The sequence below is a fragment of the Moorena sp. SIO4E2 genome (genome assembly GCF_010671945.1).
Lineage (GTDB): Bacteria > Cyanobacteriota > Cyanobacteriia > Cyanobacteriales > Coleofasciculaceae > Moorena > Moorena producens.
The window spans coordinates 6,540-19,289 of the sequence record NZ_JAAHIE010000081.1; the positions used below are offsets into that span (position 1 = coordinate 6,540).

9 protein-coding genes and 3 pseudogenes are annotated in these 12,750 nt (G+C 43.5%); 9 read left to right on the forward strand and 3 right to left on the reverse strand.

The annotated features are described in order from the left end of the window. The 5 genes and pseudogenes from F6K37_RS11795 to F6K37_RS45480 form a co-directional block, all read left to right on the forward strand. Nucleotides 1-375, forward strand: a pseudogene (locus tag F6K37_RS11795) (DUF3598 family protein); the annotation flags it as partial. A 93-nt stretch (nucleotides 376-468) separates the two neighbouring features. Then, nucleotides 469-1,206, forward strand: coding sequence for a DUF3598 family protein (locus tag F6K37_RS11800; RefSeq protein WP_008188173.1), 738 nt, complete (start codon nucleotides 469-471; stop codon nucleotides 1,204-1,206). 153 nt (nucleotides 1,207-1,359) lie between these two features. Beyond that, nucleotides 1,360-2,106 (forward strand): hypothetical protein, encoded by a 747-nt coding sequence (locus F6K37_RS11805; protein WP_008188172.1) that lies wholly within the window; start codon nucleotides 1,360-1,362, stop codon nucleotides 2,104-2,106. A 577-nt stretch (nucleotides 2,107-2,683) separates the two neighbouring features. Further along, nucleotides 2,684-2,917 (forward strand): annotated as a pseudogene (locus tag F6K37_RS45475) (type II toxin-antitoxin system HicB family antitoxin); the annotation flags it as partial. Nucleotides 2,918-3,041: 124 nt separating this feature from the next. Continuing rightward, nucleotides 3,042-3,155 (forward strand): annotated as a pseudogene (locus F6K37_RS45480) (IS200/IS605 family transposase); the annotation flags it as partial. A 481-nt stretch (nucleotides 3,156-3,636) separates the two neighbouring features. Here the strand turns inward: F6K37_RS45480 and F6K37_RS11815 are convergent. Next, nucleotides 3,637-3,858, reverse strand: coding sequence for a DUF3134 domain-containing protein (locus tag F6K37_RS11815; protein ID WP_008188170.1), 222 nt, complete (start codon nucleotides 3,856-3,858; stop codon nucleotides 3,637-3,639). 73 nt (nucleotides 3,859-3,931) lie between these two features. Between F6K37_RS11815 and F6K37_RS11820 the strand changes: the two genes are divergently transcribed. Continuing rightward, the gene (locus F6K37_RS11820) at nucleotides 3,932-4,516 is read left to right on the forward strand and encodes a PAP/fibrillin family protein (RefSeq protein WP_008188169.1); all 585 of its coding nucleotides are present in this window, start codon (nucleotides 3,932-3,934) and stop codon (nucleotides 4,514-4,516) included. 1,136 nt (nucleotides 4,517-5,652) lie between these two features. Here F6K37_RS11820 and F6K37_RS11825 read toward each other — a convergent pair. Together F6K37_RS11825 and smc are read right to left on the reverse strand one after the other, a co-directional pair. Further along, nucleotides 5,653-6,651, reverse strand: coding sequence for a PRC-barrel domain-containing protein (locus F6K37_RS11825; RefSeq protein WP_008188168.1), 999 nt, complete (start codon nucleotides 6,649-6,651; stop codon nucleotides 5,653-5,655). 317 nt (nucleotides 6,652-6,968) lie between these two features. Further along, nucleotides 6,969-10,916 (reverse strand): chromosome segregation protein SMC, encoded by a 3,948-nt coding sequence (smc, locus tag F6K37_RS11830; RefSeq protein ID WP_287250326.1) that lies wholly within the window; start codon nucleotides 10,914-10,916, stop codon nucleotides 6,969-6,971. 343 nt (nucleotides 10,917-11,259) lie between these two features. Here smc and coaD point away from each other — a divergent pair, with 343 nt between their 5' ends. The 3 genes from coaD to F6K37_RS45485 form a co-directional block, all read left to right on the forward strand. Next, a complete protein-coding gene (gene coaD / locus F6K37_RS11835) occupies nucleotides 11,260-11,814 on the forward strand; it encodes a pantetheine-phosphate adenylyltransferase (RefSeq protein WP_287250327.1) in 555 nt (184 codons plus the stop codon). After that, nucleotides 11,721-12,467 carry a F0F1 ATP synthase subunit B gene (locus F6K37_RS11840; RefSeq protein WP_287250328.1) on the forward strand — a complete coding sequence of 249 codons (747 nt, stop codon included), beginning with the start codon at nucleotides 11,721-11,723 and terminating at the stop codon, nucleotides 12,465-12,467. The genes coaD and F6K37_RS11840 overlap by 94 nt, the downstream gene beginning before the upstream one ends. Nucleotides 12,468-12,654: 187 nt before the next feature. Then, nucleotides 12,655-12,750, forward strand: a 96-nt coding sequence (locus F6K37_RS45485; protein ID WP_502887737.1) for an IS1/IS1595 family N-terminal zinc-binding domain-containing protein, incomplete at its 3' end; no start/stop codon positions are given.

Genomic DNA, 12,750 nt, shown 5'->3' on the forward strand with positions numbered 1-12,750 from the left:
AGTATCCGTGAAGATGCAGCCGGTTTTCCCAGTAAATATTGGTCAAAGGAAATCAATCTCTTACCTGAGAGAAATCTGAGTGGTAACTGGCAAGGAACTGCTGTTACCATGACCCCAGATTTAAAGGTTTCTGAGCCAATAGCAACTCAACTGCACTGGCCTTTGGCAGGAAATAAAATGTTCTTTTTTCCTGATGGTATTTCTCTGAGTTGTCCTGAACAAGTGAATATTGGTACCTCCTTTAACATTGCGGCAAATTGGCTGATTACCCCCTCTGATTTACAACAACTAAGGGTCAAGTATGATGAATCTGGAGCTTTGTATAGCTTGACTTTGGAAGAATTTTACCTGTCGGATGCTGGAGGGAATCCCTAAGATATTTTCCAATACTTCATAAAGATTATTCATCTGAGATCAGGCTGTCTAGATATAATGAGCAAATAATCAAGATTTTTTTTGGTAAATGATATGGATTTAAAAGAGCAAAACTGGAAAAATTTCACGGTAAACCATTTGCGGGATTGGCATGGTATTTGGACAAGGTATTCTCCTGAAGGAGAGGTAAAAGAATCATTTCAAAGTTTGAGAAGCTTCCGCAGTAATCCAGAACAAACAGAAATTTATCACACTAATCGTTATATATATGCTGACGGCAGGATAGAAGAAAAAAATTGGCAGTATGATAAACAGTCAATGAGAGGATTTTTCTTTGAACAAGGTGCAGCTGTATTGTCAGGTAAACAGTTAGAATCAGGTGCGGTATTGCCACACGAATTGTTATTAAAACATGAAGATATAAGACATAGTGTTGCCCTTATTTATGATAGTAATGGCAGTTTGATGAGGGCAGTAAGTATCCGTGAAGATGCAGCCGGTTTTCCCAGTAAATATTGGTCAAAGGAAATCAATCTCTTACCTGAGAGAAATCTGAGTGGTAACTGGCAAGGAACTGCTGTTACCATGACCCCAGATTTAAAGGTTTCTGAGCCAATAGCAACTCAACTGCACTGGCCTTTGGCAGGAAATAAAATGTTCTTTTTTCCTGATGGTATTTCTCTGAGTTGTCCTGAACAAGTGAATATTGGTACCTCCTTTAACATTGCTGCAAATTGGCTAGTGACAGATTCCCAACTGCAACAACTTAGGGTTAACTATGATAATTATGGAGCCTTTTCTGGCTTGACGCTCGAACTATTTCACCTTTAAACTATAGAGAATAATATCTAAGGATTTGGATGTGGCATTATTTAGGCATCATCCTGAATGTTTTTGAAGAAAAATAAAATAGGGATACTAAATGAATTGTGATAATTTTTGTTCCCTACTCTCTGTTACCTTTACTAGAGGTTTATTGAGTTAATGAATTTAAATAAGTTTGTCGATCCCCGATATGATATTTGGATGAAAATAGCAACTATGCTGGAAGAACGTTACCTTTCCTTGGATAGTAATGTTGATTGGGATGGGTTACAACAAAATATTCCTTCAGCTAGCAAAGAAAGAATACAAAAAATTTTTGATAAAATCAAAAACAGTGAGACAATTAATAAAGGAGAGCGGATTGTTTTAATAATGTTAAAGCTGCTCAATGATCCCCCTGGAAATAATGAAGCAGAAATTCTCAAACAATTACAAACCCATATTTGTGAAATAGAAACCATATTTGTGCCTTGGGAGATTGTCTTAGAAAATCAAAAAAGAAATCATCATGAAGCTGAAACAGATCCGATTAAATTAGCTGATTTATATCGAACTGATTCCACAGAAAGAGCATTAAAAGACGCAATGGCAGGTATTCCACCTCAACAACGGGATCAATTTTATCGTGGGATTATGAAACCGCCATATCATACAGTTTCTCGTCGTAATATTTTTCCAGAAAAAGTAATTTATGGACTCACTGGACACTTAATTGTAATTGATGAAAATACTGGGGCTATCCAAATTCAAGAAGCTAAACAAAAAGGTTATTGGTTTGAGAAAGACTATTTTAAATCGATGCCTAACCGCCCCTATGTCTTTCAAAAACCTGGAGCTGATGGCACAAATGTTTGGGATAATTATACGTTTAATGAAGCAGCAGATATTAGCAACAAAAAAAGTTAATCTAGATTAAGGAATACAAAAGTACATCGGTCCTGTGAAATAAGCCAAGGGAAAAGAGCGAAGACATAGCGGTGCGACCCAAGGCCGTGAGCAATCCCTCACGGCCTTGGAGGCGCGCACCGTCCAGTTTTTATAGCAGTCGCCAGGGCAGTTAGGACATGAGAAAAGTCTCAAACCTAAGTAAGCGATGCAGCGCGGTCTTGGGGGTTTCCCCCATGAGCGACTGCATCAAGAAGCGCAAGAGTTTGACTTCTGACTTCTGACTTCTGACTTCTGCTATACATTGGTTTGTACGCTCATGGGTGAGTTTTTGGGATGAATGTACCGAGATTGTGACTCATACCGAGTTGCATTCAAAGATAGTAGATTGGTTGGATAAGGAGATAGGGATATTGGGAGATAGGGAGATTGGGAGATAGGGAGATTGGGGGAAGATAAAGTTGTACGTTTGACCGCAACTTGGTATCAAGATGTATCAGGTAGGGGTAGGGTGGGCAAATTTTGAGAATTTGATAATTTCATCAGCGATGATGCCCATTTGCCCACCCGACAAGATCTATGTTTACATTTTAAATAAATGAATAACTTGGTGAAATACAAGGAATACCTTGGCTCAGTCAATTACAACGACCAAGATGAGATTTTATACGGGAAAGTAGAGTATATTCGTAGGCTAATCAGTTATGAAGGTCAGGATGTTGAATCTCTTCGCGCCAGTTTTCACGAAGCAGTGGATGATTACCTAGAGCTTTGTCAACTCAAAGGGATAGAACCGGAAAAGCCTTTCAAGATTAATCGTAGGGTGGGCAGTGCTTACCTTTGCCCTTTGCCAGCAAATGTATCTGTTTCAAGCACTGCCCACCCTACAGGAACTGCTTTCAAGATTAATCGTAGGGTGGGCAGTGCTTACCTTTTTTGCCCTTTGCCAGCAAATGTATCTGTTTCAAGCACTGCCCACCCTACAGGAACTGCCCTACTTTTTTTCGACAGCGGGAAAAGTCAGCACTGAAACTATCCAGAGATATATTACCGACCCTCACCATGGTTGAACCCTAAGTGGCTTTAGCCACTGTGGAGCATTCCTCCCGGAGACGAAACCTCAGAAGAGTGGAGCCTTTATAGGCGACAGGCGGTTGCATTGAAGGGTTAAAACTCATGAAATAAGGCTCCACTCTTCTTACGGTAACTTCTGACCCGGTCTAAAGACGCGGGGTTTCCTGCTACCTAGATTTTTAGGATTTCAGAAATGATTCAGCAACGGTCTCATTCTGAATCATTTCTGATTGCAATTGGGCTAAAAATATTGGGTAAAACTGTAAGCATTCAGCTATCAGCCTAATGGTATCATGCTAATCAACGGGAGGTAGTAAACAAGCATAGGGGGTGCTGGTACGGCTGCTTGAAAATCCCTGCTCGTTTTACTCATCCGACCCCGTGCAGTTAAATCGCCTGCTAGCACCTCAAGTAGTACCATCTGTAGCGCATTAGCTGATAGCTGACAGCTGAATGCTTACGAAAAACTAGTTAGTGTTAACCCAAATTTTCTTCTTCCTCCTCGTAGTTACTGTCCTCTACCCCCATCAGTTCAGAGATTTCTACGTCATCACCTAGGGGATTTTCTTCCTCTAAATTCTCCCGTGGGATCAGGCGATTATTAGACTCTAACCAATCTAAAAGGGAAGTTTCTTGCTTAAGGGGAATAACCTCAGCGAGTTGATCACGATGTATTTCACGTAGAGCAGGATTGTACATAGACTTCTTCAGCTAATATGGACGAGGTGAAAACCTTTAACTTTGAGTCTAGCAGTCAGCTAGAGGAAATATTATGATTGGCAAGGCGGAACTCTTAGAAGCGATCGCAGGAAAGAATCGTGGTCTATTAGCAAGCAAAACCGATAAAACAGCAATACTCGCAGCAGTTACTCAACTGGAAGGGAGAAACCCTACCCCTCGACCCCTTGAGGCGCAAGACTTGCTAGATGGTAACTGGCGTCTGCTATATACTACGAGTCAAGAACTTTTGAATCTTGACGGATTTCCCTTGGTACAACTGGGTCAAATCTACCAATGTGTTCGTACTTCAGATACTAAAATTTACAACATAGCTGAATTATCTGGTATTCCTTATCTCGAAGGTGTTGTCAGTGTTTGTGCTAGTTTCGAGCCAGTATCTCAATGCCGGGTTAATGTTAGCTTCGAGAGGTCTATCATTGGTCTACAAAGCTTCCTGAGTTATAGCTCTGCCAATGATTTCATTGAGCAAATCGAAGCTGGCAAAAGGTTTCCAGCTATTGACTTTCCCATCAATAGGGACAATCAACAGGGTTGGTTAGAGATCACCTATCTTGATGATGACCTGCGCATTGGACGGGGGAATCAGGGGAGTTTGTTTGTGTTAACCAAGAAATGAGTAGGGAGTAGGGAGTAGGGAGTAGGGAGTAGGGAGTAGGGGTTGCGAAAATTGACTGTACCTCATAACTAGGAGAAACGCTATATCCCTCTTCTGTCAAAATCCTGAAACAAAAGCCAAATCGGAATTCTCTAGTTCTTTATTGATCAAGGATAGACCTATTTTCTAACAACAACTACCTTTGCCTGTATCGACTGACCATTTTTGAATTCAAAATGAAAAATTCAAAATTCAAAATGAATAGCTTTCTAATTTTTAATTGTTTCAACGGATACAAGCCCCCGAATTCATTCGTGGGGTATTTTTTAATTTTGAATTGATAATTTTGAATTGAAGCGAGTTGTTCGCTTAGCGTGGCCGAAAGGCCAGGGTTGAACGCGATCGCGTGGCCGAAAGGCCAGGGTTGACCGTCAACCAGTTATCCACTGGGTGCTCAACTCTAGGATTAAGCATGAACCGTAAACAAACAACAGTCAACAAACAACAATCAACAAACAACCCTCAACTATGGTCATTAATTATTGACACTCCCCGCTTTAAAAAGACGGGGATTCCTAGATCTACGACCGGCCTTAAACCTCCGTGTCCAAATGGCAATATCTAAACCGAAATCCCGTCAAGACTAAAATCTTAGTTCAGTTCACGAAAGACCCAGCGGGCTAGTCTCCTTAGGCGTTTAGCTACTTTTTTGAGAAGTGCCTTATAGAGTCCGTTGCTCCTCTGTTTCACTTGGTTTCGGCGTGCCCCGCCGTACCATTATTTTCTGAAGTTGTGATCTTGCTGGGTTCACACACCAATTGGTAGTTGATGATTGGGTTTTTAAGGAGGATTTTCCCTGCCCTCCGGGCATTACTACTTTAAGGTCAAACAATTGCGGGTCTCTGACCCGGTTGTGCCTCGGTTTTTCAGCCTGTACCCATATTTAGATTTTACTATGGCGCTAACGTATCGTCAACCTTTTGGCGACTAAAGTCGCTGCGAGTCTTCATCCCGGAGACGAAACCTTAGAATAGGGCAGCCTTAATTATAAAGTTTTAACCCTTTTGCTCATAGCCGACCAATCGTAAAGGCTGCCCTATTCTTGCGGTAACTTCTGACCCGGTTTAAAAACGCGGGGCTTTCGACTTGTGCGTCCTCTAGTAACCAGCCTCTTCTTCGTATTCTGGAGCTTTCTTTTTCTCAGGAATATTGACTCGCGGTGCTTTGTAAGGCTCTGGGGAGCGGTCATCATCCCAGGCATCACCCTCGACTTCGTACTTGTCATAGTCCTGGGTGTTAGTTTTACCATAGGAAGGCTCGGGTGAGCTATAGACTGGCTGCTCGTAGCGCACTGGCTGAGGGGACTCTTCCCGTTCATCGCTCCAGTTATCTTCTTCTAATCTGGCTTCGACATACTTCTTCGGGACTGGTGCTTCTCGTTTGATCGGCTCTAGTTCTGGCTCTTGCCAATCGTCATCCCAGGCATCTTGGGCTCGGTTGGCATTCTCTACTGTCTGAGAGATAGGAGTACGTATTGGAATCCCCGTTCCCAGTTGATTTTCTGGTCTAGCCGTTGGGGTATAGTAGGGGTCTTCTGTGTCCTTTTCCCAAGGGGGTCTGCCAATCCCCATACGTTCTAAGACCCCGACGGTTAACTGGACCAGATGCTCTTGAGCTTCCTCAAATACAATTAATCGGTCTGGACCACTGCTGACAATTTCATCAATGGGTAGCTCATAAGTACTAATCACCTGGTCGGGTATTTGGGGTAACCCTATTGATGCAATGATTAGGGCGGAAACGGTGCCATCTTCTACATTGAACTTGAAGCCTCTAACCCGACCTAAGAGTTCACCGGTTTCGGTGATCACTTCGCTGTTAATCAGGGTACTATAGGCATCGACATCAATATCTTCGATAACGTCTTGATCATCTACCAGGATGACATCACCAAATTGTCGAATGCTGCTCAGGAGCATATACTTTGGCATACCGGCTACTGCCAGGAGGTTATCTCGCAGACCCAGTGCCACAACCTGCCGTCTGTCTATATCTACCAAGAGTTCCTTGACGACTCCAAGGCGCTTACCATTGTCACGGGTAATTACCTGAGTATTTAAGATATCGGAGCGTGGACGAATTTGTTCCGTTGTCATTATATCTCGCTTTTCCTGAGCTATACTCCTGATGGATTAAAAATAAATAATACGTGAGCATTAATACGTGAGCATTAATACGTAAGCATTCAGCTATCAGCTTTCAGCTAAGGTAATGCCACCCTTAGGTTGATCAACAGACTACAGAGGTTATATATAATCACCTCTGAACATCGGTTTTTTTTTCGTACAGGACGCCCTTCGGACGAGGGGTTCGTGGGTCGGTTCTCTCCAAAATCAATCATGAACGGCTTATAGCTGATCAGCCTTGGGCTTAATGCTTACAATAATACTGGATTTGATGAATGAGATTTTATCTAGTTAACCGTACTTTTGGGTGATAGTTTTAAACCCAAGACTTGAGTGTATGCTCCCCTGGCTTGGGTAACACCAATGGTGCGTTGAGCAGACTCAATCATAGGACGGCGTAAGCTTACTACAATAAATTGCGCAAGTTTAGCCTGTTGTTTGATCATTTTAGCTAATCGCTGGACATTTGCCCCGTCCAAAAACATATCGACTTCATCAAAAGCATAAAATGGCGAGGGACGGTAGCGTTGTAGGGCAAAGATAAAGCTAAGGGCTGTGAGGGATTTTTCTCCTCCTGACATAGATGCTAGCCGCCGCACCGGTTTACCTTTGGGGTGCGCCACCAGGTTTAGTCCACCGCTAAAGGGGTCCTCTGGATCATCGAGTTGTAAATAACCATCCCCATCGGAGAGTTCAGCAAAGATGGCTTGGAAATTTTCATTGACTGCATCAAAGGCTTCTTTGAAAGCACGGTATCTCAAGGTGGTAAAGTTTTCTATCCTTAGCAACAGTTCAGTCCGTTCACCAGCTATGGTTTCCAGTTTCTCAGACAGTTCCTGGAGGCGAGTTTGAGTTCGGTCATATTCTTCTAAGGCCAGCATATTCACGGGTTCCATAGCCTGTAGACGTTTCTGTCCGTTGCGCAGTTCCTTTTGTAGTTGTTCTAGTTGAGCAGCTAGGGAGTCCAAGGTAATTACCTCTGAGCTTTTTTTATCACTAGAGGGGGAATTTTTTTTGACAATTTGAGGTATTTCTGGTATTGGGTCTGGTAATTCAGCAGCTTGGTCTTGGAGTTGAGTTTGGAGACTAGCAAGTTTTTCTGCTCTAGCAGACTGGGTTTCTTGGAGTTTTTGCTGTTGCCAAGAGGTTTCTTGGTGTTGTTGGCGCAGTCTCTGTAGGTGTTGCTCGGTGCGATCGCGTTTTTGTTTCTGTTGCCCCAATTTCTCCTCTAACTGGCTTAAGGCAACTGTCGTTTCGGTAATTTGCTTGGTGAGTGTTTCTAACTGAGTGTTAATTGCTGATTGCTGCTGTTGCCAAGATTCGATTTGGGTTTGATAGTCTGCTATTTTGCGGTGGCCTTCGGTAAGTTTATCCCTGAGGCGCTGCTGCTGATTCTCTTTCTGTTGTAGCTGTTTCTCGGTATTTCTCAAGGCTTGTTCACACTCGCGCAACTGAGCTTCTTGGGTTTTAATGGTGTTCTGAATCTGTTGCCACTCGTTATGTGTTTGAGACTCTTCGAGTTGAGCCAGTTGTTGCCTTAAGTCGGCAAGTTGGGATTCTTGTTGGGGTAACTCTATCGCTATGGTCTCTAGCCGTTGAGTAGCAGCGGAGAGTTCTTGGTTGTTTTTAGCCAGAAGCGATCGCATTTGGGCTTGATTGGTCTGAGATTGCTCAATCTCTCTTTGTAACTGTTCCAAACGTAATTTGGTTTCCGAGTGTTTTGCTCTAGTTTCTGTCAATTCCTGGGTAATTTGTTTCACCGAAGCAGATTCGGTAGTAATCAATGCCTCACAATGGTTTAAAACCTGTTCAATTTCCGCTAATCGGGTTCGCAAGCTACGGATTTCAGAGGACTCCATAGTGTCACTGGTACCAAAGTGCAATCCCGAACGGTGACTGCTGCTACCACCAGTCATGGCACCGCTTATTTCCAAGATTTCCCCATCTAGGGTAACGATGCGGTGTTTACCCAAGTAGGTACGGGCATCATTGAGAGTTTCAAAGACTACCGTAGACCCAAATACATAGGCAAAGACTTTTTGGTAACGGGGGTCGCAATCAATTAGCCTAATGGCGTAGTCAACAAAGCCCTTAGCATATCGTAGCACAACCGTTTCGCTAAATTGCCTAGGTTGGATTTTGTTCAGAGGTAAGAAGGTCGCTCTTCCCGCGCGTTTTTGTTTGAGGAGTTCGATCCCAGCCGCTGCTACCCTATCATCTTCTACCACTAAATTCCCGAGGCGTGCGCCAGCGGCAATTTCTAGGGCTAGCTGATAGCGGGGTTCAACTCTACCCAATTGGGCGACTAATCCACACACTCCTAGTATACTACTTTCTAGGATAACTTTAGTAGCATAGGTCCCTTGGGCTTCTTGTTGAGCTTGGGCTTGGGCTTCTAGTTTATCGAGTTGCCGTTGTTTTTGCCGTTGTTCCCCCAGCAGGCGAGTTTGGGTTTGTTGTTGGAGTTGTAGTTGTTGTTCGGTATTCCCTAAGGATTGGGCGAGGGACTGGACTTGTTGGGAATAAGTGGTTAATTGGGTGTCTAATGCCACAGCTTGGGTTTGCTTGGTGGCGATTTCTGGTTCTAAGGTTTGCAGTTGCTGGGTTTGGTCTTCGATTTGCCGATTTAGCTGATTCTGACGCTCTTGGAGTTGAGCTTGCTCTGTCCTTTGGGGGTTGATGGTTTTGAGTAGGGTGTCGATGTGCTTGGTGAGGGTGGTTTGTTGTTGTACCCAGGCATCACTAGCGGCTGCGATCGCATTGGCTTGTTCTCGGCTTTGGTTGAGAGCAGCTTGGGCCTCATCCCGTGCGACTTGTAAGGAGGTTTTAGACAAGGTCTCTAGATCATTTTTTTCTGCGATCAACTGTTGCAGGGTTTGCTCGACTTGTTGAATTGTCTCTTGTGTACGTTGGAGATTGACAGCGGCATTTTGTAGGTTCTCAGTTAGTTCCTGCTGTCGGGTTTGTAATTGACGTTGTTCAGCTTGTTGAGTGGCAAGGGTGGATGCGATCGCAATTTGCTCTTCTTCTCCTAAGGCTTTGACCCGAGCATTGAGTTGGTCAAGTTCAGTGGTAGTTTGGTTGATTTGTTCCTCAATGCTAGTAATTTGAGCAATAAGCTGCGCTTTTTTCGTATTAGCAGCATCAATCTGCTGTTGGAGTTGGGATACTTGCTTCTGGAGCAATCGCCATTTTATAACAATTTCCCACTGTTGCTTTTGTTGGAGTTCAGCACGGAGTTTTTGATATTTCTCGGCTTTTGCACGGTCAGCAGCTAAGCGATCGCGTTGAGCCGTCAGTTCTTGTTCAATAATTCGGCAGCGTTCTTCTCGCTCTTTGACAGTGGCGAGGGTTTGTTTAGTTTGGGTAATTTTGCGGTCAAAGGCAGCAACTCCAGCTAATTCGTCAATAATCTCCCGCCTTTCTCGGGATTTCATTGAAATAATGCTAGTGACGTCTCCTTGCTGGACAACATTGTAACCTTCTGGGTAAACCCGCAAGCGATTGAGTTGTTCATGAAGTGCAGTAACAGTACAGGGTTCACCATTGATATAGTACTGGGAACTGTAATTACCTTGTTTAGTGACTCGCAGCCGTCGAGTCACACTCCATTCTAGATCAGTTGACGGTTGAAGGTTATTGGGTTGAAGGTTATTGGGTTGAAGGTTATTGGGTTGAAGGTTATCTGGTTGAAGGTTATTGGGTTGAAGGTTATTGGGTTGAAGGTTATCTGGTTGAAGGTTATTTGGTTGAAGGTTATTGGGTTGAAGGTTATTGGGTTGAAGGTTATCTGGTTGAAGGTTATTCGGTTGAAGGTTATCTGGTTGAAGGTTATTGGGTTGAAGGTTATTGGGTTGAAGGTTATTTTCTGAACCTTGGCCTTTCGGCCAGGCTTCGCGAACAACCTGTAACTTGCTAACCTGTAACGGTTCGTCTAACTCTTTAAGCTGTAACTCGTCATAGTTATTGAAGTCAGATAAGTCAAAGGTAACTGTGACACTGGCTTCGACAGTGCCTCGATGTTCTTTATTGTGGTTAACTAAATCAGGAAGGCGTTCAGCTCGCATTCCTTTGGAACTGGCGATACCAAGACAAAATAGAAGAGCATCAAGGATGTTGGATTTGCCTGACCCGTTTGGCCCAGAAATTACGGTAAATCCTTCCAGGAGGGGGATTTTTGTGGTGCCGCCGAAGGATTTGAACCGCGAGAGTTCCACTCGCTTGATGTGTACCATAGGCGTTTCATCGGTTGAGGTTAACCGGGTCGTCACACAGAGTGTGCGTAGTGAACACATTGCTGATCAGCGTAGCATGGGCAATAGGCAGATGGCGCTACGAATGGGTTAAAAGATGTAAATGGGTTAACAGGTGGAACGGATGGGGGATGGAGGGGGGACAGTGTGGGGCTGCAATTAAAATGCTATATACTATATCAAAAAAAACTAATCACCAATAACGAATGACTAGGGACTAATCACCAATGAGTTAACAACTAATAGCTTAACTATTAGTTTAGTATGTCATGGCCGTGAAACAAGCTATATAATCACCGGAGAACCCATTGGTAATACTTGCGTCGTGATTGCAATCTATCCAGGCAGCTTCGATCCCATTACCCTAGGACACCTTGACATCATCCAGCGTGGCTGTAGACTCTTTGATAAGGTGATTGTGACGGTGCTGCGCAATCCAAATAAATCTCCCTTGTTTACAGTGCTTGAGCGAGTCGAGCAGATTAAACTTTGCACCCAACACTTACCTAATGTGGAAGTGGACAGTTTTACTGGTTTAACTGTGGAATATGCCAAACTGAAGAAAGCTCAAGTACTGTTGCGAGGGTTAAGGGTGCTTTCTGACTTTGAGAAGGAACTCCAGATGGCTCATACCAATCATACCCTCTGGGATGAAATCGAAACGGTTTTTCTCGCCACCTCTAACGAATATAGTTTCTTGAGTAGTAGCGTAGTCAAAGAGATTGCCAAATTTGGCGGCTCCGTCGATCATCTTGTCCCCCAACAGGTTGCCTTAGATATATACCGATGTTACGCCAAGAATCATCCCGGTACGACCCACCCGAGCAAAACAAACCCCCAAACCCCACTGAATCCTTTAATCCTGGATCAGGAGACATAGATATTCAGGGGCAATTTAACTATATCGAGGACATAATATTCGATAGCCCCCACATCCCGTTTACCCGGCGCACCCTGATTGATGAAGAACTGTTGCTGGCTCAACTCGACTTGGTGCGGGAAAATTTGCCCTTAGCTTTTCAACAAGCTACTAGAATAATTGAAGAACACGATGCAATTATCCAGCAAGCTGAACAGTACGCTCAAGAAATCATTGAGACAGCTCAGCGGCGTGCTGAAATGATCTTAGATGAACTCGGTATTATTCAGCAAGCAGAACACGAAGCCCAACAAATCAGCCAACAAGTTCAAAAAGAGTGTGAGGCGATGCACAAGCAAACGGTATCGGAGCTTGAGCAGATGCGCCGCAAAGCCCAGCAGGAACTGGAGCAAATGCGCCAAATGACCCTAGCTGAGTGTGAGGAAATTCAAAATGGGGCAGATGCCTACGCTGACGGAGTGCTCTACAATATTGAGCAGCACCTCAGTGACATGCTTAGAGTAATTCGCAACGGACGTCAGCAACTCAATGCTCCTGTCAAACCCCAAAACTCTGGCAAGAAAGACAATGGTAAGAAAGACAATAGTAAGAAAGACAATGGTAAGGGGGGTTCACGCTCACTTAAAATCCCATCGAAGTCAAAAAAAGGATGAACGATTAAGGATTAAGGATTAAATAAGAACTATTTAATTTATAAGTTGTTAACCTTATTGGTTGTTAAAGATTTTTAAAGAGCTAGCAGCCACATAAACCATCCACGGAGGAGCCGTGATAGTTTATGTGTCACGTGCGGTTTTAATGCGTTGCTGAATCAAAAAATGGTTTTATAAAAATAAAACCATGAAATGCCCTAAATGTCATAGCAATAAAACTCATAAATATGGTCATCAAAGAGGAAAACAAAGATATAAAGGCAAGGAATGTGGACGACAATTT